At 48.0% G+C, this 22,409-nt stretch carries 25 protein-coding genes and 1 pseudogene; 3 read left to right on the top strand and 23 right to left on the bottom strand.

All coding sequences use genetic code 11. From position 1 onward, the window contains the following. Positions 1 to 125 precede the first annotated feature (125 nt). The 5 genes from ahpF to mtnN form a co-directional block, all read right to left on the bottom strand. Positions 126 to 1,682: an alkyl hydroperoxide reductase subunit F gene (gene ahpF, locus BCOA_RS31240; protein ID WP_014097931.1), complete on the bottom strand. Its 1,557-nt coding sequence runs from the start codon at positions 1,680 to 1,682 to the stop codon at positions 126 to 128. Between the two features lie 14 nt (positions 1,683 to 1,696). Continuing rightward, entirely contained in the window at positions 1,697 to 2,260 is a 564-nt protein-coding gene (gene ahpC, locus BCOA_RS31235; RefSeq protein ID WP_014097930.1) for an alkyl hydroperoxide reductase subunit C, read from the bottom strand. A 526-nt stretch (positions 2,261 to 2,786) separates the two neighbouring features. Further along, positions 2,787 to 2,930, bottom strand: a complete 144-nt coding sequence (locus BCOA_RS34835; RefSeq protein WP_014097929.1) for a YrzI family small protein — start codon at positions 2,928 to 2,930, stop codon at positions 2,787 to 2,789. A 374-nt stretch (positions 2,931 to 3,304) separates the two neighbouring features. After that, positions 3,305 to 3,583, bottom strand: a complete 279-nt coding sequence (locus BCOA_RS31230; RefSeq protein WP_235221954.1) for a YrhC family protein — start codon at positions 3,581 to 3,583, stop codon at positions 3,305 to 3,307. An 88-nt stretch (positions 3,584 to 3,671) separates the two neighbouring features. Then, positions 3,672 to 4,364 carry a 5'-methylthioadenosine/S-adenosylhomocysteine nucleosidase gene (gene mtnN, locus BCOA_RS31225; protein ID WP_014097927.1) on the bottom strand — a complete coding sequence of 231 codons (693 nt, stop codon included), beginning with the start codon at positions 4,362 to 4,364 and terminating at the stop codon, positions 3,672 to 3,674. A 116-nt stretch (positions 4,365 to 4,480) separates the two neighbouring features. Here mtnN and BCOA_RS31220 point away from each other — a divergent pair, with 116 nt between their 5' ends. Further along, a complete protein-coding gene (locus BCOA_RS31220) occupies positions 4,481 to 4,687 on the top strand; it encodes a YrzA family protein (RefSeq protein WP_014097926.1) in 207 nt (68 codons plus the stop codon). A 17-nt stretch (positions 4,688 to 4,704) separates the two neighbouring features. Here the strand turns inward: BCOA_RS31220 and BCOA_RS31215 are convergent, their stop codons facing one another. The 12 genes from BCOA_RS31215 to BCOA_RS31165 all read right to left on the bottom strand — a co-directional run bounded on the left by BCOA_RS31215 (position 4,705) and on the right by BCOA_RS31165 (position 14,714). Beyond that, positions 4,705 to 5,319 (bottom strand): DUF1510 family protein, encoded by a 615-nt coding sequence (locus BCOA_RS31215; RefSeq protein WP_014097925.1) that lies wholly within the window; start codon positions 5,317 to 5,319, stop codon positions 4,705 to 4,707. A 171-nt stretch (positions 5,320 to 5,490) separates the two neighbouring features. Continuing rightward, positions 5,491 to 5,961 (bottom strand): transcription elongation factor GreA, encoded by a 471-nt coding sequence (greA, locus tag BCOA_RS31210; RefSeq protein ID WP_013859748.1) that lies wholly within the window; start codon positions 5,959 to 5,961, stop codon positions 5,491 to 5,493. Positions 5,962 to 6,114: 153 nt separating this feature from the next. After that, the gene (gene udk / locus BCOA_RS31205) at positions 6,115 to 6,750 is read right to left on the bottom strand and encodes a uridine kinase (protein WP_013859749.1); all 636 of its coding nucleotides are present in this window, start codon (positions 6,748 to 6,750) and stop codon (positions 6,115 to 6,117) included. A 5-nt stretch (positions 6,751 to 6,755) separates the two neighbouring features. After that, entirely contained in the window at positions 6,756 to 7,397 is a 642-nt protein-coding gene (locus BCOA_RS31200; protein WP_014097924.1) for an O-methyltransferase, read from the bottom strand. 101 nt (positions 7,398 to 7,498) lie between these two features. Continuing rightward, complete coding sequence (mltG, locus tag BCOA_RS31195) at positions 7,499 to 8,599, bottom strand: endolytic transglycosylase MltG (RefSeq protein WP_014097923.1); 1,101 nt, start codon at positions 8,597 to 8,599, stop codon at positions 7,499 to 7,501. 189 nt (positions 8,600 to 8,788) lie between these two features. After that, the gene (locus BCOA_RS31190) at positions 8,789 to 9,094 is read right to left on the bottom strand and encodes a DUF1292 domain-containing protein (RefSeq protein WP_013859752.1); all 306 of its coding nucleotides are present in this window, start codon (positions 9,092 to 9,094) and stop codon (positions 8,789 to 8,791) included. Between the two features lie 12 nt (positions 9,095 to 9,106). Beyond that, positions 9,107 to 9,523, bottom strand: coding sequence for a Holliday junction resolvase RuvX (gene ruvX / locus BCOA_RS31185; RefSeq protein ID WP_014097922.1), 417 nt, complete (start codon positions 9,521 to 9,523; stop codon positions 9,107 to 9,109). Continuing rightward, positions 9,520 to 9,792 (bottom strand): IreB family regulatory phosphoprotein, encoded by a 273-nt coding sequence (locus tag BCOA_RS31180; RefSeq protein ID WP_013859754.1) that lies wholly within the window; start codon positions 9,790 to 9,792, stop codon positions 9,520 to 9,522. Before BCOA_RS31180 ends, ruvX begins: the two co-directional genes overlap by 4 nt. Positions 9,793 to 9,936: 144 nt before the next feature. Beyond that, positions 9,937 to 12,582 carry an alanine--tRNA ligase gene (gene alaS, locus BCOA_RS31175; protein WP_014097921.1) on the bottom strand — a complete coding sequence of 882 codons (2,646 nt, stop codon included), beginning with the start codon at positions 12,580 to 12,582 and terminating at the stop codon, positions 9,937 to 9,939. Positions 12,583 to 12,999: 417 nt separating this feature from the next. Then, on the bottom strand, positions 13,000 to 14,091 hold the full coding sequence (locus BCOA_RS31170) for an AI-2E family transporter (RefSeq protein WP_014097920.1): 1,092 nt from the start codon (positions 14,089 to 14,091) through the stop codon (positions 13,000 to 13,002). A gap of 261 nt (positions 14,092 to 14,352) precedes the next feature. Next, positions 14,353 to 14,484, bottom strand: a complete 132-nt coding sequence (locus tag BCOA_RS34830; protein WP_014097919.1) for a DUF3918 family protein — start codon at positions 14,482 to 14,484, stop codon at positions 14,353 to 14,355. A 17-nt stretch (positions 14,485 to 14,501) separates the two neighbouring features. After that, a complete protein-coding gene (locus BCOA_RS31165; protein WP_035188196.1) occupies positions 14,502 to 14,714 on the bottom strand; it encodes a hypothetical protein in 213 nt (70 codons plus the stop codon). A 159-nt stretch (positions 14,715 to 14,873) separates the two neighbouring features. On the opposite strand from BCOA_RS31165, the gene BCOA_RS31160 reads away from it, so the two are divergent. After that, complete coding sequence (locus tag BCOA_RS31160; protein WP_014097917.1) at positions 14,874 to 15,314, top strand: YndM family protein; 441 nt, start codon at positions 14,874 to 14,876, stop codon at positions 15,312 to 15,314. A 38-nt stretch (positions 15,315 to 15,352) separates the two neighbouring features. Here the strand turns inward: BCOA_RS31160 and BCOA_RS31155 are convergent, their stop codons facing one another. Together BCOA_RS31155 and BCOA_RS35655 are read right to left on the bottom strand one after the other, a co-directional pair. Further along, entirely contained in the window at positions 15,353 to 15,703 is a 351-nt protein-coding gene (locus BCOA_RS31155) for an Lrp/AsnC family transcriptional regulator (RefSeq protein ID WP_014097916.1), read from the bottom strand. Positions 15,704 to 15,709: 6 nt separating this feature from the next. Next, positions 15,710 to 15,814, bottom strand: coding sequence for an AsnC family transcriptional regulator (locus BCOA_RS35655; RefSeq protein ID WP_014097915.1), 105 nt, complete (start codon positions 15,812 to 15,814; stop codon positions 15,710 to 15,712). A 331-nt stretch (positions 15,815 to 16,145) separates the two neighbouring features. On the opposite strand from BCOA_RS35655, the pseudogene BCOA_RS31145 reads away from it, so the two are divergent. Then, positions 16,146 to 16,490 (top strand): annotated as a pseudogene (locus BCOA_RS31145) (Glu/Leu/Phe/Val dehydrogenase dimerization domain-containing protein); the annotation flags it as partial. A 166-nt stretch (positions 16,491 to 16,656) separates the two neighbouring features. Here the strand turns inward: BCOA_RS31145 and recD2 are convergent. From recD2 to BCOA_RS31125, 4 genes are all read right to left on the bottom strand, one after another. After that, entirely contained in the window at positions 16,657 to 19,080 is a 2,424-nt protein-coding gene (gene recD2, locus BCOA_RS31140; RefSeq protein ID WP_014097912.1) for an SF1B family DNA helicase RecD2, read from the bottom strand. Positions 19,081 to 19,090: 10 nt separating this feature from the next. Further along, positions 19,091 to 19,759: a tetratricopeptide repeat protein gene (locus BCOA_RS31135; protein ID WP_014097911.1), complete on the bottom strand. Its 669-nt coding sequence runs from the start codon at positions 19,757 to 19,759 to the stop codon at positions 19,091 to 19,093. Between the two features lie 365 nt (positions 19,760 to 20,124). After that, positions 20,125 to 21,240: a tRNA 2-thiouridine(34) synthase MnmA gene (mnmA, locus tag BCOA_RS31130; RefSeq protein ID WP_014097910.1), complete on the bottom strand. Its 1,116-nt coding sequence runs from the start codon at positions 21,238 to 21,240 to the stop codon at positions 20,125 to 20,127. A gap of 15 nt (positions 21,241 to 21,255) precedes the next feature. Then, positions 21,256 to 22,401 carry a cysteine desulfurase family protein gene (locus BCOA_RS31125; protein ID WP_014097909.1) on the bottom strand — a complete coding sequence of 382 codons (1,146 nt, stop codon included), beginning with the start codon at positions 22,399 to 22,401 and terminating at the stop codon, positions 21,256 to 21,258. Positions 22,402 to 22,409: the final 8 nt, after the last annotated feature.

Below are 22,409 nucleotides of genomic sequence, written 5' to 3'. Positions count from 1 at the left end.
ACATATGAACAAGGAGGCGGAATTGTGTCTGTCCCGAAGAAAAGACGGTCTGGTAAATATTGCACGGCATTTAAAAAATCAAAAAACCGCATTACAGCGCGCTGTAATGCGGTTGAAAAGATTCCTTAATTGTGTACAGCTTCATCCGTTTTTGTTTCCCGGATGATGTAATCAAAAGCACCGAGCGCAGCTGTCGCGCCGGCCCCCATCGAAATAATGATTTGCTTATAAGCGCTATCGGTGCAGTCTCCTGCGGCAAACACGCCCGGAACACTGGTCGCGCCGCGCTTATCCACCACAATTTCACCCCGCGGTGTGCGTTCCACTGTATCACCAAGCCATTCGGTATTCGGGACAAGGCCGATTTGGACAAACACACCCTCGAGTTCAATATGGTGTTCTTCCCCGGTTGCACGGTCAATATATGTGATGCCGTTCACTTTATCCGTGCCGGTAATCTCTTTTGTTTGCGCATTTTTTACAACCGTCACATTTGGAAGGCTGTAAACGCGCTCAAGCAGCACACGGTCCGCCTTTAATTCAGGCATAAATTCAATGACGGTTACATGTTTGACTACACCGGCAAGGTCAATGGCCGCTTCAATGCCGGAATTGCCCCCGCCGATTACGGCGACATGTTTACCGGCAAACAACGGCCCGTCACAGTGCGGGCAATAGGCCACACCTTTGTTTTTGAATTCTGCTTCGCCCGGCACGTTGATGTTGCGCCAGCGTGCACCGGTGGAAATGATCACGGTTTTGCTCTTTAATACAGCCCCGTTTTCCAATTCCACCTCAACGAGATCTTTCTTTTCGACCCGTTTTGCACGTTGCAGATTCATAATATCAACATTATACTGTTTGACATGTTCTTCAAGGTTTGCAGCAAGTTGCGGGCCTTCCGTATACTTCGTGCCGATTAAGTTTTCAATGCCGACTGTATCGAGAACCTGCCCGCCAAAACGTTCAGCGACAATCCCTGTCCGGATGCCTTTGCGCGCCGCATAAATGGCTGCACTTGCGCCGGACGGGCCCCCGCCGATAACGAGCACATCAAACGGGTCTTTCTTTTCAAACTCGGACGGATCCGCTGTGCTGCCGAGTTTGGCAAGAATTTCTTCCACTTCCATCCGTCCGCTTTCAAAGAATTCGCCGTTCAGGTAAATGGAAGGGACGGCCATAATGCCTTTTCCTTCCGCTTCCTCTCTAAATGCAGCCCCGTCAATCATCGTGTGCGTAATATTCGGATTGAGCACACTCATGATGTTTAAAGCTTGTACCGCAACAGGACAGTTCTGGCAAGTCAGGCTGACATAGGTTTCGAAATGGTATTCGCCTTTTATGCTTTGAATCTGGTCAATAACCTTCTGATCCACTTTAGGAGGGCGGCCGCTGACCTGCAACAGGGCCAAAACGAGCGATGTAAACTCATGCCCGAGCGGTACGCCTGCGAATACAATCCCGGTATCTTCTCCCGGTCGGTTTACACTGAAACTCGGGGTTCTGTCGAGTTTTGTGTTTTCCACTTTTATCCGGGGCGACATGGCAGCCAATTGGTCAACCAGTTCGAGCATGTTCCGTGATGTTTCATCGGATCCCGCGCTCACTTTCAGCAGAACGTCGCCCTCCATCATTTGCAGATACTGGGCCAGTTGCGCTTTAATCTCTTCATCCAGTATCATATCGGTTCAGCTCCTCAGATTTTGCCTACAAGATCAAGGCTTGGTTTCAGTGTTTCACCCGTTTCTTTCCATTTTGCCGGGCATACTTCACCTGGATGCTGGCGTACATATTGTGCGGCTTTGACTTTGTCGATCCATATGCTTGCGTCACGGCCGATGCCGTCAGCGTTGATTTCAACCCCTTGGATGACGCCGTCCGGATCGATCAGGAAAGTGCCCCTGTCAGCAACGCCTTCTTCTTCGCGCAATACATCAAACATACGGGTAAGTTTTTGTGTCGGGTCGCCGATCATGGTGTATTCGATTTTGCTGATCGCTTCAGAATGGTCATGCCATGCTTTGTGCACAAAATGAGAGTCTGTTGAAACCGAATAGACTTCCACGCCGAGTTCTTTTAAAGCGGCATAATTTTCCTGAAGATCTTCCAGTTCAGTAGGGCAGACAAATGTAAAATCAGCAGGATAGAAGCAGACAATGCTCCAGTTTCCATTGAAATTTTCATCCGTCACTTCGACAAATTCACCGTTGCGGTATGCTTGTGCTTTGAATGGTTCAATTTTTTTGCCAATAAGGGACATCGTGCAATTCCTCCTTAAAATCATTTGTGGTAAATGATCATGGTTCACTGACCAGGCCAGCAAACAATAATCATTTTAATTCAATACCAATTATTATATGGAATTAATTTCGTGTCAAGCAATTACACCCGGTTTTCTATTTTATCGTTTCCTGATTTTATATGATATAGTCATAAAACCATGATATTTATGTTTTTTATGCTGTTTCCGCCTCTTTTTTTCACCTCTGTAATTGAAAATCAGGGCAGATAATTGAAATTTTTTACGCCCAGAGACCGCCGCTCTCCCATTTCAGTATTGAGAATGCTTTTCAATAGATAGATGTCAAAAAAGCCGGTGGCCGGAGCCATCAGCTTTTTCTTTTCCGCCTGTGGAAAACAGCGGTAAAAATCAAAATATGCAAAAACATAGCGCCATCCCCTGATCCGGTTTTGCTAGGTGGAATCTGTCTCCATAAAGATAAAGTCCAAACGTTTCTGATAACGGGCCATCGTCAACCGCTCCTTTCTTCAGGTGTTTTTTCAGCTTAAAAATGCCTTGCTTGGAATGCCTCACGCTTTGCATTCATTTCATCGTACAGCCTGAAAACTTCTTCATCACGCTGCCTTTGTTCTGCCGTCTTTTTCAGCCGTTTAATCGTGACGGTAATAAAGATTAAATTGAGTGTCATATTTTTCCACCTCCTTAAGGGCGCAAAAAAACCGCAGGACAGGCATGATCCCGCGGCTTTCCGGAAAAAAACCGCACGGATCAGGCAAATGCATCCTGCGGCTTGTGCGTCAAGTTAAAAAATCAGCGCAAATTCAAACCGATACGGAGCGGATGCAGAACATGTTCAGTTGCAACTGCAGAAAATAGGATTGTGTATGCCATGTTCTTCAACCTCCTTTGAATTTGCTTACATAGGAAAGTATATCCAATTCCGGCGGGTTTGTAAACCGCAAATTGGCAAAAAAATAAAAAAAGGCCGAAAACCTTGTATGCCGGACAACCGTGTGCTTCGTTACTGCACCGCCCGCGTTACAAAGGCCCCTGCCTTTTCGATTATGATTTGCGATTATTCCGCTGTAAAAGCTGTGCGCCTTCTTCGCTTTTTAAAAGCTGTTTATGGTAAGCACGTGAAATCGAGAAAAACAAAACAGATACGGCAACAAACCCGCTTGAAGCAACGAGTAAAATTTTTGTCCCCAGTTCGGATTTCCCTTCGATCGGCATCACCGCACCCAAATATAAAAAGCCCGTCACAGCAAGCAGCACGATGCCGTACATTTTAAAATCCACCATTTTCACATACATCGATTTCGCTTTCTTCAACCGCCTCACCCTTTCTATCAATCTGCTAAACCTACTCTATCACAGATGAAACATAAAAAAGACAAGTAATTACAGGAAAGGAAGGAAAAAAATGGGTCTACAGATTTTCAACAATACCCGTGACAAGATGGGCAGAGTTCACGGCCGCCGTTTCAAGATATTCATCAAAAGAGATCCCGGACTCCTGCCCTGCAATATCGGAAAGGGAGCGGATGATCACAAACGGGATGCCAAATTGCCATGCCACTTGTGCGACGGCAACGGCTTCCATTTCCACCGCCTGCACTTCCGGGAAGTGCTCCTTTACAGCCGCCGTTTTCGCAGGATCATCCATAAACGAGTCCCCGGTAGCAATCAGTCCTTTCACAACCTGAATGCCAGGCAGTTTCCCTGCGCAGCTTTCCGCAATCCGGACAAGTTTCTCATCCGCCAAAAAAGCGGGCGGCATTTGCGGCACTTGCCCGTATTCATAGCCGAATACTGTCGCGTCCACATCATGGTGGCGTACTTCCGTTGAAATGACGACATCGCCGACGTGAAGGGCGGGGTTTGCGCCGCCTGCTGAACCGGTATTGATTAAGCAATCCGGCGCGTATGTTTGCAGCAAAAGGCCGGTAGAAAGCGCAGCATTCACTTTCCCGATGCCGGATCGAAGCAAGATGACATCTTTCCCTTTCATTTTTCCCGCCGTATATTCATAACCGGCAATCGTTTTAACTTGCGGGTGCTCGATCTGCCCGCGCAAAATCGACACCTCTTCTTCCATTGCGCCGATGATTCCAATTCTCATATGACTCCCTCTTTCGTCCAAAAGTTCCAATCCCCATTATATAGCAAAAAAGCAGAAGTGGATACGGCTTGCCAAAAAAACAACGTCTGATACGATGAACATGGAGGTGTACGAAAATGGCATTTGAGCTTGACAGGATAGAGGATAAGATTGAATTTTTCGAAGCGGACCGGCTTGAGGCGCTCGAGAAAAAAATCAATGATCAAATCGAAGCCAATAAAACCTTGCTGCTCCGGGTGGCGTCCGTTTCCCACCAAATGCAGTTTGACGCGGACGGCAGACCCCATTATTCCGCGGTCGTCCATTTTACGGCACAAAAATAAGCGGCACAGACGGCCGCTTATTTTTTATCGTTCTCGATCAATTCATACATCTTTGTGGGTTTCCACCCTTTTCCGTCCACCCATGTCAAATAAACACGGTAGGTCGTATCGGCATTTTTCGCGGAAACCGTCCCGATCGCCTCATCGGTCGTTGCCCCGTGTTCCAAAAACCAGACCGTCATATTGTCTTCCGGTATGCCTGTTGCATACGACAATGCCTTCAGCTTTTCCTTCCAGTCAAGGGAAGTGGACGAGGCGGAATAGACATGTCCGCCTGTTTGTTCGGTTCCGACCGGTTTCCAGCTGGAATCGGTAATGACTTCTTTCACATTCGGTTCATTGCTTTTTTCCACTTTACGGGTTGATTTTTTGCTGTCTTTGTCCGCCGTTTTTTTGGATGTATGAGATGATGTCGTTTCATGGCCGGATGAAGCAGTCTTTGTTACGGCCGCTTTCTTTTCTTTCGGTGCCGGTTTTGAGTTGTCGTTCCCGGCGAAAAAAATGGAGTAAGCCACAATACAAATAAGCGCGATGACAATCACAATCAGTGTATTTAAAATGATGTTTGTTTTCCGCCGTTTTGACTGCTGCATGGCCTGTTTCCGCTCTTCACGGCTATAAAATTCAGGCAAGGTCATCCCTCCATTTCATGGCCTTATCATACCACGGTTTTACCGAATCGAAAAGGCGCACAAAGAAAATTCGGCGGGCATGGCCCACCGCAATCCGGATGTGATAAGCGTTTGCAGCAGGCCGTATCCTTTACAACTTGCACCTTGGAACACCTGCGCACCCGCTCCGGATTATTGAATCGAGATGATTTTGACTCTCATATCCCCGCCCGGCGTCTGAACCGTGACTTCCTCTCCGACGCTTTTCCCGAGCAGGCTTTTTGCAATCGGGGAATCGTTTGAAATTTTTCCTTCAAACGGATCGGCTTCAGCGCTTCCGACAATCGTGTACGTTTCTTCTTCCCCGTCCGGTAGTTCCACAAAAGTAACGGATTTTCCGAGCGATACCGTATCTGTCCCGTCATCTTCAATGATTTTCGCGTTGCGGATCATGTTTTCAATCGTCGTAATGCGGCCTTCCACAAAAGCTTGTTCTTCTTTCGCGGAGTCGTACTCGGAATTTTCGGAAAGGTCCCCGAAACTTCTGGCAATTTTTATCCGTTCGACGACTTCTTTCCGTTTGACCGTTTTTAAATATTCCAGTTCCTGTTCCAATTTTTCTTTCCCGTCCTGGGTCATCGGGTAAACTTTTTCCTGAGCCAAATCCCTTCACTCCTATATCTCTTAGTTATCAAATGTGTATGCGTTTCAACATACAAGATGACGCTTTCTGCAAGCGGCTGTGTTTTTTCCACCATGTTGTTTAGCGCGCCGAAAAGATTCCGGCGCGCTCACCATGTATTCTAAATAATCGTATTACAAAAAAGACTTTTGTTCAAGGATGGATTGCAATTTTGTCACGACCAAATCAATCGCCACCCGGTTTTGCCCGCCTTCCGGGATAATGACGTCCGCATATCTTTTTGTCGGCTCGATGAACTGGTTGTGCATCGGCCTGACCACCGTAATATACTGCTCGATGACCGACTGGAGCGTCCTGCCGCGCTCTTCGATGTCCCGTTCAAGCCGCCGGATGATCCGCAAATCGGCATCGGTATCGACATACAGCTTAATATCCATTAAGTTGCGCAATCTCTCATCTTCCAATACTAAAATGCCTTCCAAAATAATGACATCTTTCGGTTCCACATGGATGGTGCGGCTAGCGCGCGTATGTTTGGAAAAATCGTAAACCGGTTTTTCAATTGCCTCATAAGAAAGCAGTTTATGCAAATGCTCAATTAACAGGTCATTATCAAATGCAAACGGGTGGTCATAATTGGTTTTCAGCCTTTCTTCAAACGGGAGATGGCTTTGATCTTTGTAGTAAAAGTCCTGTTCAAGTACCAGAATGGAGTGTCCCTTCAAGCTTTCGTAAATCGCCCGGGTAACGCTTGTCTTCCCGGACCCGGAGCCCCCGGCCACGCCAATCACAGCCGGCTTTCGTTCCATTTTCTTCACCTCTTCATACTGACTGCCAATCCATCTCCGACTGGGAAAATCGCGGTGATAAATTGCTCATGTTGCATTAACCATTCGTTGTAGCTTCTGATTTTCCGCACCAGATTGCTGACTTGTTTCTTTGCGATGAAGTCTTGTACCACAAGGCCTTTAAATAGCACGTTATCCGTGTATACACATCCCTTTTCCCGCAGCAACGGCGTAAACGAATCAAAAAATTTCCGGTACTGCCCCTTTGCCGCATCAATAAAGATCGCATCGTACGGGCCAAGTTCCCGGGCCTTTTGGATGACGTCAGAAGAAAGTGCATCCCCTTTCAGCAGGCGGATCCGCCGGGATAAAGGAGTGCGGGCAAAATACGCATTTGCCTGGGCAACCCTTTCTTCTTCGCGTTCAATGGTGACGATTTTTACATCTGGAAGCGCATCTGCCATTTTCAGGGCCGAATACCCGATCGCCGTCCCGATTTCAAGCACGCTTTCCGGCTTTTGAATCCTTAACAACTGGCAGAGTGTTTCCACTCCGATCGGATCCATAATCGGAATATGCTCTGATTTTGCAAATGACGCCATTTCTTCAAAAAGCGGATCTTTCTTTTGCATCAACTGTTCTATATACGCTTCGACAGGGCCGTTCATCGCTGGGCCCTCCGGCATAAACACATTTCCATAACTTCTCCCTGCTTCTCAAAAAAATTCCGCTTATTATCGTAGCACATTTCAAACGGGAAAGCGAATGTTTACCGTTTCGCCTTCGCAATGTACTTTTCCTTTAAAGCATTATGTTCCTTCAATGTCTTGGCAAAATAGACTTTTCCTGTATCCACATTTGCAAGAAAATAGAGATAATCGGTTTTTTCGGGCTTGAGCGCAGCCTTGATCGATTGTTCTCCGGGACTTGCAATCGGGCCCGGCGGCAGGCCTTTATGTTTGTACGTGTTATAAGGGGAATTCACCCGCAAATCTTTATACGTCACTTTTTCTTTATGCCGGTTTAAAGCATACAGTACGGTCGGGTCCGTCTGCAGCGGCATATTCTTCTTTAATCTGTTGTAAAAGACGCTTGAAATTTTTGCCCTGTCCGCTTTTTCAGTTGCTTCTTCCTCGATAAGTGAAGCCATCGTAAGCAGTTTGTGCGGCGTTAAACGGGCCTGTGTGCTTTTCCCAGCGTAAGCGGAAAAAACCGCATTTGTTTTAGCCACCATCGTTTCCAGTACGGCATCAAGCGGCACATGCTGATCATAAAACGAATAGGTCGCCGGAAAAAAGTAGCCCTCGAGCGGATGCCGGATCTGCTGATTGAAAACTTCTTTTGTCACAAGGCGCGGATATTTTTTCATCAAATGTTGTACAAAAGCAGGGTCATCTGCCCGCTTGAGCACCTCTTCTTTCCGGAAGGAGCTGTGTTTTTGGATGATCTCCGCAATTTCCTCAAGGCCGGCCCCTTCCGGCACGGTAAAGCGGATCATGGCAATGCCGCCTTTTTGCATGCTGCTGACGATCTCGCTCGTATCCATGGACGGCGACATTTGATAGGTGCCGGCCTTTAAACCCGACTGGTGGTGGGATTTCGCATAAATTGCAAAAGCCCAGGCATTTTTGATAATCCCGTTTTTTTGCAAAATATGCCCGATCTCTTTTACCCCGGAGCCGGGCGGAATCGTGACGAGTTTTGTCTTATGGCTTCCAGGCTCCACCGGTTTCAGCGCCGACACGTAAAAAAGGGCAGCCCCTCCAAAAACAACAACAGCCAGCATGATGATGCATGCGGCTATCCATAATTTCGGTTTCTGCTTCATTTTTTGAAGCAACAGTTGAAACGGATTTTTCTTTCCGGCCAAAACAGAATCTTCCTCTCAATAAGAAAAATCTTAAAACAAGTACAGAAAGCCATTTTCGACTTTTTTCCTGTCCATTATACTACAAATTTCGCCAAGTTTTATTTCATTTTCTTTTCAAAAGGGAAAGTCTTCCATTCCGGCAGATGGAAAAAGCACACGGTTTGTCCCGTGTGCATGTTCAAGATGCGTTTATGCTTCTTCTTCATCGAGAAACGTATTCAGCATTTCCTCGATCATTTCCCACTCTTCATCTGTTTCAATCGGCTGGAGATCCCCTTCTGTGCCGTCTTCATTTTCCACATAGGCGGAAGCATGGATTTCGATGCTTTCATCCTCGTCTTCTTCCGCGCCAATCGGATAATACAGGACGTACGATTTTCCGAAATCTTCGGATTCAAACGTAAAAAGCACTTCATACAATTGTTCGTTTCCGTCTTCGTCCACTACGGTAATATGCTGGTGGTCTTCGTGGTCATGTTCATGGTTATGTGTCATTTCTTCACCCCGTTAAGTTTGACTGTCAAGGAATCCTTGCAAAATTACACTTGCCGCCATTTTATCAATTACTTTTTTCCTTTTTTTACGGCTGACATCGGCTTCCAGTAATATTCTTTCCGCTTGTGCCGTGCTTAAACGTTCGTCCCATAAAATAACGGGCAGATTGAGCCGTTTTTTTAATTCTTCGGCATAAACCTTTGAGGCCTCTGCCCGTGGGCCGATCGTGTTGTTCATATTTTTCGGGAATCCGACGACAATTTTTTCGACGCCGTGGATTTGCGCGAGTTCAGCGACCCTGTCGAAACCGAATTTGCCCTTTGCTTCATTGATGGCAATCGTTTCGATGCCTTGGGCAGTCCAGCCCAGGGCATCGCTGACCGCCACACCGACGGTTTTCGAACCGACATCAAGGCCCATAATTTTCAATTTGATCCCCCGCGATGTTGTTTCAAATACGATTTGACCAGTTCTTCGATAATTTCATCCCGTTCCAGTTTGCGAATCATATTCCGGGCATCCTGATGGCGCGGGATATAAGCCGGATCGCCCGAGAGGAGGTATCCGACAATCTGGTTAATCGGGTTATAGCCCTTTTCCTCGAGCGCGCTGTATACATGGAGCAAAACTTCCTTGACCTCGTGTTCCGTCGGTTCTTCCGGAAAATTAAACCTCATCGTTTCATCGAATGAGCTCATTATCGCAGCACCTCTCTACTAAAGCTTGGTTTTTTAGATGTTCCGGTTTACACAAATTTTGAAGGTGCATTTTCCGCTTTCTGCCTGAAAACGATCCGTGTAAACAACCAGCTTTGTTTCATTGTACACTACTTTTTGCTTGAATCAAACGGATTTTACCCATTCTTCTACAATTTGTAATGCGGCATCAATTTGTTCAGGCTGTTTGCCACCGGCCTGCGCCATGTCCGGACGGCCGCCGCCACCGCCGCCGCAGCGCGATGCCACTTCTTTTACAAGCTTCCCGGCATGGTACCCTTTTTCGACAAGGTCTTTGGTGACGCCGGCAATGAAGCTGGCTTTTCCTTCTGTCGCCGCAGCGAGGACAATAATGCCGCTTCCGAGTTTTTGTTTTAAATCGTCCGCCATATTGCGCAGTTGGTTCATGTCGCCGGCTTCGACTTTCGCCGCGAGCACATTTATGCCGTCTACTACTTTTACGCGGTCCACAAGCGATCCGGCTTCGATATTGGCGAGTTTTGCGGCCAGGGATGCATTTTCACGCTGCGCTTCTTTCAATTCCTGCTGGAGGGCGTCGATCCGATCCGGCAATTCTGTTGGTTTTGCTTTTAATTTGGCGCTTGCCTCTTTTAAAAGGTGGAGCTGTTCCTGCATCAATCCGTAAGCATATTTTCCCGTTACCGCTTCAATCCGCCTTGTCCCTGCACCGATTCCGGATTCGGAAACAATTTTGAACAGGCCGATCTGGGCTGTGTTCGAAACATGGCAGCCGCCGCACAGTTCCAGGCTGTAGTCGCCCATTTGAACGACGCGGACGATCTCCCCGTATTTTTCGCCAAACAACGCCATCGCGCCCATCGCTTTCGCTTCGTCCAGTTTTTTCAAATCCGTTGTAACCGGCAGGCTTGCCCAAATTTTTTCATTGACGATCGTTTCAATTTTTTCGAGTTCTTCTTCTGTCACCTGCCCGAAATGCGAGAAGTCAAAACGGAGGCGTCCAGGTTCGACAAGCGATCCCGCCTGGTTGACATGAACGCCGAGCACATCCTTCAATGCCTGGTGTAACAGATGGGTAGCAGAGTGGTTCTTTTCCGTGTCACGGCGTTTTGCTCCGTCCACCTGTGCAAATACTTCCTGGCCGGTTTTGATGGTGCCTGATACGACAACGCCCTGATGCAAATTTTGGCCGTTCGGCGCTTTCTGCACATTTGTGACCTCCACTTTCAGCCCTTCTGCTGTCAAGGTGCCATGATCGGCAATCTGGCCGCCGCTTTCCGCGTAAAAAGGGGTTTGATCTAAAATGAACCGGATTTCCTCTCCGCTGGCAGCCGACTCCGTGATGTCACCGTCTTTTAAAAGGACAGCGACATGTGCCGTCCCCTCCAGGTGGTCATAACCGATAAATTCGCTTTTCACTGTAATATTGCCGAGCACGCCGCCTTGGACGGACATCGATTCTGCCTGCTGGCGGGCGTTGCGTGCGCGTTCACGCTGCCGCTCCATTTCTTTTTCAAAGCCTTCATGGTCGGCACGGAGCCCCTGGTCGTGCGCATACTCTTCTGTCAGTTCAACAGGGAAGCCGTACGTATCGTAAAGCATGAAAATATCTTCACCCGGCAGCTGTTCTAAGCCGTTTTTCTTTGCCGCCCTGATCCGTTCTTCCAAAATGGAAAGCCCTTCGTTCAGCGTTTCCTGGAAACGTTCTTCTTCGGAACGAACCACTTTTTGCACAAAATCGGCATTTTTTTCCACTTCCGGATAATAGGAATTCATAATCCGGCCGACCGTCGGCACAAGCTTGTACATAAAAGCGCCGTGAATATCGAGCTGAATGGCGTATCGAACCGCCCGGCGCAAAAGCCTGCGTAAAACATAGCCGCGGCCTTCGTTTGACGGCAGTGCCCCGTCCGCAACCGCAAAGGCAACGGTGCGGATATGGTCGGCAATTACTTTAAATGCCGTATCTGCCTCTTTGTTTCCGGCACGGTATTTTTTACCGGAGATTTTTTCGACCTCTTGAATAATCGGCATGAACAAGTCGCTGTCATAGTTGGTATCGACCCCTTGCAGCACGCATGCCATCCGTTCGAGGCCCATTCCGGTATCAATGTTTTTCTTCGGCAGCTCCGGATACTCGCTGCGCGGAACCCCTGGTATCGCATTAAACTGGGATAACACGATATTCCAGATTTCAATATAGCGGTCGTTTTCCATATCTTCCTGAAGGAGCCGGATTCCTAACCGTTCCGGGTCGTATTTTTCCCCGCGGTCGAAGAAAATTTCCGTATCCGGCCCGGATGGCCCTTCGCCGATTTCCCAGAAATTGCCCTCGAGCGGGATAATATGATCCGGGGACACCCCGATTTTTTTCCAGCATGCAATCGAATCCAGGTCATCGGGATAAACGGTGACATACAGTTTTTCTTTTGGCATGCCGAACCATTTGTCGGAAGTCAGCAGCTCCCATGCCCAGGCAATCGCTTCTTCACGGAAATAATCCCCAATCGAAAAGTTGCCGAGCATTTCAAAAAATGTATGGTGGCGCGCTGTTTTTCCGACATTTTCAATATCGTTTGTCCGGATTGCTTTTTGCGCGTTGACAATGCGCGGGTTTTCCGGAATGACCGTGCCGTCAAAATATTTTTTTAAAGTGGCCACACCGCTGTTAATCCAAAGTAGCGACGGGTCATTGACCGGGATCAGTGAAGCGCTCGGCTCGACTTTATGCCCTTTTTCCTTAAAAAAGTCCAAAAACATGCTGCGGATTTCCGCACTTGATCTTTTCTTCATGAGAAAACCTCCTCTGTTTATTTATGAAAACCGGAACCCCCCGGACGCAAAAAAGCCCCCATCCCGGACAGGGACGAGAGGCTTGCTCGCGGTACCACCCTGATTAAAGGCAAAAAACGCCCTTCTCTTTGGGTGCCTGTAACGGGGCAAAACGGCAGGGTTTGGCTGCACTCCGGATTAGCGTTCTGTTATCCTTCATTTTGGAATTTCTTTCAGCCGCGGAAATTCCTCTCTGGGCCGTACATCACGGTTTAAAATGGGCGATAACATACTCGATCTTTCTTCGTTTTTTGATATGCAGTTCTATCAATAGGAACGGCCTGTGCTGCGCAATTCCCAAGCCCGGACAAAAATCCCTGTCCGGAAGCCTATTTTGCCCACAGGACACGTATGTTCATGGGTAAATTATAAAAAAGTTTACTCCGGTTTGTCAACTTGATTCGTGCGGCCTGAAAAGCGCAAAGTTTTGCGAGCATGGATGATGGCCACTTTCAGCACGGCAAGCGCCGGCACAGCGAGAATCAGTCCTGCGATCCCCGCGATTTCCTCTCCCGCGATCAAGGCGATGATGATAAACAGCGGGTGAAGATGCAAAGATTTCCCGACAATAAAAGGGGAAAGGATATTGCTTTCAATAAATTGCAGGACGAACACAATGATGACCACATAAAGGACAAATTTTAATGAAATGGTCGCCGCAATAACCGAAACGGGAATGGCGCCCAAAACAGGGCCGAAATACGGAATGACATTGGTGACCCCGATGATGATACCGAGTAAAATCGGGTATTTCATGCCAAGGATGGCAAATGCGACAAAAGAAAGAAAGCCGATCAACAGGCAGTCCAAAAGCTGGCCGCGGAGATAGCCACCGATCGACCGGTCGACATCGCGAATAAATGCTGCAGCGGACGGCCGCCATTTTTCCGGCGTCAATGCCAGTGCCGCTTTTTTGACATGTTCAAAATCTTTCAGAAGGTAAAATGAAATAAACGGAATGACGGCAAGCGCAATGGCGTAATTGACAAGTTGCATCAGCATATTGATTGAATTTGAAACATTTGCAGAGAGCCATAATTCAAAGCGTTCAATGCGCTCGTCAATCTGGTCCTGAAGCCCGTCCGGCCAGTGCTTCATCGATGTTTGCAAGTAAACAACGCCGTCCCTGTACTGGTCTGCAAACTGCGGCAGATGTTCCGACAGATCGTTCATTTGGGCGATCACAAGCGGCAGCCCTCTGTAAACGCCGTAAGCGGTGCCGCCAAAAAACAAAATATAGATAATCAGGATGGCAAGCCCTCTCGGCAGCCCGTTTTTATAAAGAAATTCAACAAGTGGGTGGAGGATGTAAGCGATAAAACCGCCGATTAAAAGCGGCAGGCATACCGCCAGTACGACGCGCAATACGGGCGCCCAAAAAGGCTTGAGTAAAAGCAGCACATATAAAATAATCAGAATAAATAACAACCAAAACAATTTATACAGCCATGTACCGCGAAACCGTTGCATAAAAAAACCTCCCTCCTTCAAGTGTTTGCGAAAGAGGGAAGTTTATGAGGATTTTTATCACCGGTCCAATGCAGCAACCTTTGGGACAACTGAAATACGGAGGACGCAAAACCTTATAAACGAGAACACCGGGCTTCGTGAAAAGGGATGCAGCGGGACAGGGATATCCGCCCATTTGGCAAGATGCATCCGTGCGTTTCCTTTCGTCCGTTGGCGTCCGGCCAGGGAAACGAGACCGGGGTTTTTATCGGATAGGCGGTTTTAACGGAATGCCTTGCGCACCCGCTTTGCCATTTTCCGCATCTGCCGCCTGTCCGCGAAGCCATTCTTCGCCATCTGGGCAGCGGCCATTCCCGCACCAAAACCGACTGCAGCCATCATCATTTTGTTCATTTCCCCATTCCCTCCATTCAGCTGAGTTTGCGTGCTTCTTCCTCAAACAAATCATCCAAAGAGCTCAATGTGCCGTCTTCTTCCACCTGATGCGTATGGATTGTATTTTTTGCAACCGATAGTTCAATAAAACAGTTCCAGCAGTAATACTGGTTCACGCCGATTTTTCCGATGTCCTTGCTTCGGCAATTCGGGCATTGCATGGTAAGCACCTCGCTTTCAAGGTCCATTTTTGCTTACCAATATGCCCAATTTTTCCAAAAAGCATACGTCAAACCGGCATATATAGTTTGCCGGAGCGGACTGACAGCATGCAAGGAAACGGTTCCCAGCGTATGATCGTCCATTCCGGAAAAAATATAGGAAACCAACAGCAGGAAGTGACATGTATGCAAAACATTAAACCGCTTTTGATTAAAATCGCCGGGCATTTTATTTTTTTGTATTTGGTGCTCGGCTTCATTTACGGCATGTCTTTTTTCGGTGTGCTGTTTACAGCGCTCTTGCTTAGCGTGATTTCTTATTTTTTGGCTGATCTTGGCCTTCTTCCGCGCACAGCGGACTGGTTTGTACTGATCTTAGACTTTGGGCTTGCATTTTCTGTCATCTGGGGGATGACTCGGTTTTTCGCCCACAACCATTTGCCGGGGCTTCAGGTTTCGATCGGTGCTGCCGTCGTCATCAGCGTATTCGAACATTTTTATCACCAATATTTAACCGACTATGTGCTCCAAAAAGGGGTTCCGCGGCGGAGCAAAGCACAAACCCTCCGGTACGGCACGGAAACCGCAGAGGAAATCCGTCCGGAAACGGGAAAGAAACAGCAATAAGGGCTTGCCGGGATGTTTAAACCGGGGTTTCGCAAGCCCTAATTTTTTTGTTTTTCTTCAAAAGGAACCGGCGTCATACAGCGAAAAGCGACCGGTGATGACAGTACGATCGATGTGTTGATGTTTCCATAAGGGGTGAGCCGGTCAATCAGCTTGCTCAGATGGTCCATAGAGGTAACGGCAGCTTTCAGCAAATAGCTGACAGCGCCTGTCAAGCGATGGCATTCAACAATTTCGGGAACCTGCACAATCCATTTCTCAAATTCTGTATAAGTGGACATCTTGATCTCACTTACCTGCATGTAAGCAACCACTTCCCTGCCCACAGCTTTCGGGGATACCCTTGCGCTGAATCCTTCGATAATCCCCTTCTCCTGCAGCCGTTTCAACCGTTCCTAAATGCTCGGGCGGCTGAGGGACAATTTCTTCGATAAATCACTTAAAGTCATGCGCCCATCCTTTTGCAGCATTTCAAGAAGACGAATGTCCAACTGATCCATGAAAAAGCCCCCTTTGCAAAATGCAGTTTGCAATACGAAAACTTATTCAAAATAGAAAGGTTTACACCCGAAATTGATACAGTTTATTATTTCGTTTCTTTTTGCAATCATTTATGATGGATTCCGACACAAAATCTTATAAATTTTTAGATTTAACATGATGTTACCGCTTTTATTCTAGCGCATCGTTTCTGGTGCAATAAAGTATTCAATTGCAATGATTTTTAGGCGGCGGTCCGGTGAAATATAAACGCTGTCAAAATAAGTGCAGAAAACCTTTTCTTTTACACTTTTATCACTATATCCACAGTACAAATAGAGGTAATCTGAAATGAATGTGATCAAACCGTATATGCAAACAACGGAAACATTGCTCGATAAAATGCAGGAACATGAACAAATTGTTTTTTGTAATGATCCTGCAACAGGTTTGAAAGCCATTATCGCAATCCATAATACGACACTCGGGCCGGCATTGGGGGGCTGCCGCATGCAGCCGTACCGGACGCTGGATGAAGCGTTGGAAGATGTGTTGCAGTTATCGAAAGGGATGACCTATAAATGTGCAGCGGCGGATGTCGATTTTGGCGGAGGAAAAGCAGTGTTGATCGGCAACCCGTCAAAGGATAAAACCCCCGCCATGTTCAGAGCTTTTGGTCAGTTTGTTGACTCCTTATGATTGCCTGTGTCATCGTTTTAGCCCTATTAACGGCCATATCCATCTTTAAGTTTAAAAACGCCGGGGATAAAAGTGTCCAAATCAGCCAGGTCCAACCTGCCAGAAAACTTGATCCTTGAGCCAAACCAAAAAGCAGCGGGGCCTGCCGCTGCTTTTTGGTTGCTTAATCCGGTTGGGACGCAGTCTGTCCTTCTTCTGCGTACGTGTACGGGGTAATGCCCGCCATGCCAATCATCGGGTCGACCCGGTCCCAATTTTCTTCTGTTAAGGACAGGGCTGTCTCCGTCCCTGCCTCTTTTTGTGCCGTTTTTAATGCTTCAGCCAGTTTTTCACACAGTGTCGTCTTCCGCTTTTGGTCATCTTCCCTTTCCACACCCATCCGGAAAGCCGGTTCTTCGCCAAGCAGAATTAAAATTTTTTTGCTCCTTGTAATCGCCGTATACAGCAAGTTTCGGCGCAGCATCCGGTAATAGCTGCGGACAACCGGCAAAATTACGACCGGAAACTCGCTTCCTTGCGATTTATGGATCGAACAGCAATACGCAAGCGTAATCTGATTGAAATCTGGCTTCGTATACGTCACTTCAATCCCATCAAAAGAAACGATGAGCATATCTTGTTTTTCCGTATTTTCTTTTGCGGTAAAAAGCGAGACAATCTCGCCGATATCGCCGTTATACACCCCGTGTTCCGGCTGGTTGACAAGCTGCAGTACCTTATCGCCGATCCGGTAAACCGCGTCCCCGTGCTTCAGCTCTTTGCGGGCCCCGTTCTCATTCGGATTAAAAATATTTTGCAACAGGCTGTTCAGACGGTCAATGCCGGCCGGCCCCCTGTACATCGGCGCCAGCACCTGAATGTCTTTTGCCGTATAGCCTTTCCGTTTCGCGCTTTTCACCACTTTTTCCACCGCTTCCGCCACCTGCCCGGAAGAACAGCGGATAAACGAACGGTCTGCCTGCATTTGAAAAATATTTTCCGGAATACGGCCATTTTTAACATGGTGGGCCAGTTCAATAATCGAAGAACCATCTTTCTGCCTGTATATGTCTGTCAGCCTAACAACCGGAATGGCGTTCGATTTCAATAAATCTTTCAGCACCTGGCCTGGACCGACGGACGGCAGCTGGTCTTCATCCCCAACCATGATGACTTGGATTTCATCCGGCAGCGCCTTTAACAGCTGGTTCGCAAGCCATGTATCGACCATCGACATTTCATCAATGATGACAAGCTTGCCTTCTACTTGCCGTTCCTCTGAATCGTCCAGGTCCTCCATGCCGGTCATGCCGAGCAGGCGGTGGATCGTCATCGCCGGCAGACCAGTTGACTCCGCCATTCTTTTCGCGGCCCTCCCTGTCGGCGCCGCGAGAACAATCGGAAATACCTCATCTTTTTTATAGGTTTGCGGGTCAAGCGAGACGCCGTGCAATTCACCGTACAGTTCCACAATCCCTTTAATGACCGTTGTTTTCCCTGTGCCGGGCCCGCCCGTTAAAATCATCATCGGACTCATCAGCGCTTTTTGGATGGCTTCCTTTTGCGACGGGGCATACTCGACCCCGATCCGTTCCTCAAGACTGCCTAAAGCAAGCAGGAATTCAGATTCCGGGAACTGTTCCGCATACTCGGTTTGCGACATAATCCGCTCAATATTGGAAACGATTCCTTTTTCCGAAAAATAGAGGGACGGAAGATAGACTTTGTCTTCTTCCATGATGACTTTGCTCTCTTCCTGAAGTTTCACCAGCTCATTTTCAATCAAGTCCATCGGGATTTCAACATGCTGGTATTCTTCCAAAAGGGCTTTGACATCCTGTGCAAGTTCTTCTTTCAGGACGTACACATGACCGTGCTGCATGCTTTCCATTTCCAGCATGTAACAGCAGCCGGCCTGGATGCGGTGCGGATGCGTCCCGCTGATGCCGAGCTGCCGGCCGAGTTCATCGGCCCGCCCGAAACCGATGCCTTTAATATCATCAACGAGCTGGTATGGATTTTGCGCAATTTTTTCGAGCGCCTCATCCTCGTAAACCTGGTAAATGCGCATCGCAATCTGCGGCCCGAAACCGTATTGCGCAAGCCCGATCATAACACGTTCAAGCCCCTGATGTTCAACTAACGTATCACGGATCAGCTGCGCTTTTTCCGGTGCCAGTTTCGGTACTTCGTCAAGGGCGGCGGGATTTTCCAATATTTTGCTGATCGCATTTTCACCGAGCACGCCAACGATCCGCTCCGCCGTTTTTTTGCCGATGCCGTTAAATAAATCACTGGAAAGATACTCAATAACGCCCTGCTTTGTATTGGGGATGTCTTTTTGGAAGCGATTTGCCTGGAACTGGGGGCCGAATTTCGGGTGTTCCTGCATTTTTCCAAAAAAGGTGTACGTTTCCTGTTCATGGATGCGCGGAAAATAGCCGGTAATCACCGTTTCCTTATCTTCCAGCCCGGTATTGGTCTCTTCCACCCGCACACGGATGACGGAATACAAATTTTGCTCGTTATGGAAGATGGTCGCGAGATGCTTTCCTTTTATAAAATTTTCCTCGTCCTGGAATAAATCCATCGCATGCTGTTTTTCCAATTTCATCACCTTACAGCGTTTCAATGTCTTTCAGTTTTTCAACCATTTTCAAGCCGTATCCCGAAAGCAGATGGCCCGGCTGAATCTCCACCGCTTTTTTGAAGTAGCCGGCCGCTTTCTCCAGGTCGCCAAGGAACTGCATATAAATCGCGCCTGTATTGTATAAAGCATCCGTATGTTTTGGGTCCTGTTCCAGCACTTTTTGAAATTGTTTCAGCGCTTCGTCCGCGAAATTGGATTTGATAAGGGAGAGCGCGTACTGAAATCTCGCTTCCGTATCCCCTTCATCCAGTTCAACGCTCCTTTGCAAATACGGCATGGCAAAGCGCGGATTGCCGAGCATCATAAAACACATGCCGAGCATAAAATACGTATCTTTGTCCTTGAGCCCGAGCTGGATTGCTTTTTCAAAACAGCCGGCAGCCGCTTCATAATGCCCCTCTTCGTATTGGATTGTGCCAAGGCTGTAAAAGGGGGTGGGAAGTTCTTTCAATGCCAGCGCTTTCCGGTAAAAATTCTGCGCCTTTTCCCGCTCGCCTGCAGCAAGCAGCACATCGCCGAAATGGATATAGCCGACCGGATCGTCCGGATTGTCTTCGATCACTTCATTAAACCATTTCAGCGCTTCATCATATTTTTTTTTCTGCAAGGCTTTCATACCGCGTTCATGCTTGTTCATTTCGTACACTCCTGATTAATGATACGAGTATTATAACATAAAATGAATCGCTTCACTTTTTAAACGAACCCCGACATTTTGTGAGGGCATGCTTTTGCACTTCCCCCACCCGGTCCAGATCATCGTCTTCGCAGGCTGTGTGAAAGATGAGGTGATTTTTACAGCTGTATGCAAATGGAGCGGGTCTTTTCACGCTGTGTGAAGGAGTACTGCCCTTTCCTGTTTCATGAAAAAACCTGTACTGCGATCATGGCGAGCTTCCCCGTTTCCTTGTTTCCGGCGATCACGTTTCCCCTGGTCAACATTTCACTGTTTTGTCCATAAATAGAGCCATGCCCACAATTGTGTGCATGGCTCCTGTAAGATCAGCCGACGTACATGAGCTGTTCTTCGTTTTTATAAATTTTATCGATCGTGGCACCGCCAAGGCATTCTTCACCGTTGTAAAAAACAACAGCCTGGCCGGGGGTGACGGCACGAACCGGTTCGTCGTAAATGACTTTGACTTCATCATTACCAAGCAGCTGGACCGTTACTTTCTGATCCGGCTGGCGGTAGCGGAACTTCGCGGTGCACCGGAATACTTCAGGCGGCTTTTTGCCCGATACCCAGTTTGCTTTCACGCCGGTCATATAGTCGGAGTAGAGGGCCGGATGGTGGAATCCCTGTTCCACATAAAGAACATTTTCTTTCAGGTCTTTGCCGACAGCAAACCATGGCTCGCCGGAACCGCCGATCCCAAGGCCGTGGCGCTGGCCGATCGTATAGTACATCAAACCTTCGTGTTCGCCCATCACTTTACCGTCGAGCGTTTTCATCAGCCCTTTTTGCGCAGGCAGATAATGGCTTAAAAATTCTTTGAAATTGCGTTCGCCGATAAAGCAGATGCCGGTCGAGTCTTTTTTATTTGCCGTGGCAAGCCCGGCTTCTTTCGCAATTTCGCGGACGCGCGGTTTTTCCAGATCCCCGATCGGGAACATCACGCGCGAAAGCTGGTACTGCCCGAGCTGGTTGAGAAAATACGTCTGGTCTTTATTTCCATCCACGCCCCGCAGCATTTTATATTCGCCGTCCTGGTGAGTCACGCGTGCGTAATGGCCAGTCGCAAGATAATCGGCGCCGAGGTTTAAAGCATGTTCAAGAAAAGCCTTGAACTTGATTTCCTTGTTGCACATTACATCCGGGTTCGGCGTCCTTCCCGCGCGGTACTCATCCAGAAAATAGGTGAACACTTTATCCCAATACTGTTTTTCAAAATTAACGGCATAGTACGGAATGCCGATCTGGTTGCAGACGCGGATGACATCATTGTAGTCTTCCGTTGCCGTACAGACGCCGTTTTCATCGGTATCATCCCAGTTTTTCATAAAAATGCCGATCACATCATAGCCCTGCTGTTTAAGCAAATAGGCGGCAACAGAAGAATCAACGCCGCCCGACATGCCAACAACCACTCTTGTATCTTTTGGTGCTTTTTGCATAATGCCTCCTCTTTTCTATTGTTGCTGGAACTTGCGGACGATTTCTGCCGTTTTACGGGCGGCTGCTTCCACTTGCTCCATCGTATTGGCAATCCCGAAACTGAAACGGATGGAGGTACGGAGCCGTTCCGAATCGCGCCCGAACATGGCAACAAGGACATGGGAAGGCTCAATCGACCCGGCTGTGCAGGCAGAACCGCTCGAGGCCGCAATCCCGGCAAGATCCAGATTGACAAGCATCGATTCCACATCCGTTTTCGGAAAACTTAAGTTGAGCACATGCGGAAGGGCCGCCTCCGCGTTGCCGTTCAGCTGAAATTCCACCTTTTCCTGCTTTAAAATTTCCATAAATCTTTGTTTAAAAGCGCTGTATTGCTTTGGTTTATCCACAAGCGCCTGCTGCGCCCATTTGACGGCCTCGGCAAAACCGGCAATGGACGCCGTATTTTCCGTCCCGGGGCGGCGTTTTAATTCCTGGGCGCCGCCGAAGTTGCGGTTTTTCAATTTTGTTCCGTTCCGAACGTATAAAAATCCGATCCCTTTTGGCCCGCCGATTTTATGGGCCGAAACGGAAAGCATGTCCACGTTCAGGGCATTTACGTCGATCTTCTCATTTCCGTAAGCCTGGACGGCGTCCGTATGAAAAACGGCCGGATGGTTTTTCAGCAGCTCACCGATTTCGGCGATTGGCTGGATCGTTCCGACTTCATTATTTCCATACATCACGCTGACAAGAATGGTATCATCTCGGAGCGCTTTTTGCACGTCTTCCGCCTTAATCCGCCCTGTTTCATCCGGCTGCAAATACGTGACGTCATACCCTTTTGTTTCCAGGTATTCCAGCGGATGCAAAACGGCATGATGTTCGATTGCCGTGGAAATAATATGTTTTCCCTTTTCAGCGGCTGCTTCTGCCGTACCGAGAATCGCGTAATTATCCGCTTCGGTTCCGCCGCTTGTAAAAATGATTTCATTAAACTGTGCGCCGATGCTGTCTGCAATCACCTGGCGCGCTTCGTCCAAAATGCGGCGCGCTTCCCTGCCGAATGCATGAATGCTCGACGGATTCCCGAAATGGCCGGTAAGCACTTGCATCATTTTTTCTGCAACTTGCGGAAGAACAGGGGAAGTGGCCGCATGGTCCAAATAAATTTTTTCCACTTTTCGCA

The organism is Heyndrickxia coagulans 36D1, from assembly GCF_000169195.2.
Taxonomy (GTDB): domain Bacteria; phylum Bacillota; class Bacilli; order Bacillales; family Bacillaceae_C; genus Weizmannia; species Weizmannia faecalis.
Note: the sequence above shows the minus strand (reverse complement) of the source record. Positions and strands in the feature narration are given on the sequence as shown.

Excerpts from the sequence above, each read along its gene's own strand:
- ahpF (WP_014097931.1), bottom strand. The coding sequence starts at position 1,682 with ATGATACTGGATGAAGAGATTAAAGCGCAACTGGCCCAGTATCTGCAA.
- ahpC (WP_014097930.1), bottom strand. The coding sequence starts at position 2,260 with ATGTCCCTTATTGGCAAAAAAATTGAACCATTCAAAGCACAAGCATAC.
- BCOA_RS34835 (WP_014097929.1), bottom strand. The coding sequence starts at position 2,930 with ATGACACTCAATTTAATCTTTATTACCGTCACGATTAAACGGCTGAAA.
- mtnN (WP_014097927.1), bottom strand. The coding sequence starts at position 4,364 with ATGAGAATTGGAATCATCGGCGCAATGGAAGAAGAGGTGTCGATTTTG.
- BCOA_RS31220 (WP_014097926.1), top strand. The coding sequence starts at position 4,481 with ATGGCATTTGAGCTTGACAGGATAGAGGATAAGATTGAATTTTTCGAA.
- udk (WP_013859749.1), bottom strand. The coding sequence starts at position 6,750 with ATGGAACGAAAGCCGGCTGTGATTGGCGTGGCCGGGGGCTCCGGGTCC.
- BCOA_RS31200 (WP_014097924.1), bottom strand. The coding sequence starts at position 7,397 with ATGAACGGCCCTGTCGAAGCGTATATAGAACAGTTGATGCAAAAGAAA.
- BCOA_RS31190 (WP_013859752.1), bottom strand. The coding sequence starts at position 9,094 with ATGACACATAACCATGAACATGACCACGAAGACCACCAGCATATTACC.
- BCOA_RS31180 (WP_013859754.1), bottom strand. The coding sequence starts at position 9,792 with ATGAGCTCATTCGATGAAACGATGAGGTTTAATTTTCCGGAAGAACCG.
- alaS (WP_014097921.1), bottom strand. The coding sequence starts at position 12,582 with ATGAAGAAAAGATCAAGTGCGGAAATCCGCAGCATGTTTTTGGACTTT.
- BCOA_RS31170 (WP_014097920.1), bottom strand. The coding sequence starts at position 14,091 with ATGCAACGGTTTCGCGGTACATGGCTGTATAAATTGTTTTGGTTGTTA.
- BCOA_RS34830 (WP_014097919.1), bottom strand. The coding sequence starts at position 14,484 with ATGAACAAAATGATGATGGCTGCAGTCGGTTTTGGTGCGGGAATGGCC.
- BCOA_RS31165 (WP_035188196.1), bottom strand. The coding sequence starts at position 14,714 with ATGGACCTTGAAAGCGAGGTGCTTACCATGCAATGCCCGAATTGCCGA.
- BCOA_RS31160 (WP_014097917.1), top strand. The coding sequence starts at position 14,874 with ATGCAAAACATTAAACCGCTTTTGATTAAAATCGCCGGGCATTTTATT.
- BCOA_RS35655 (WP_014097915.1), bottom strand. The coding sequence starts at position 15,814 with ATGGATCAGTTGGACATTCGTCTTCTTGAAATGCTGCAAAAGGATGGG.
- BCOA_RS31135 (WP_014097911.1), bottom strand. The coding sequence starts at position 19,759 with ATGAACAAGCATGAACGCGGTATGAAAGCCTTGCAGAAAAAAAAATAT.
- mnmA (WP_014097910.1), bottom strand. The coding sequence starts at position 21,240 with ATGCAAAAAGCACCAAAAGATACAAGAGTGGTTGTTGGCATGTCGGGC.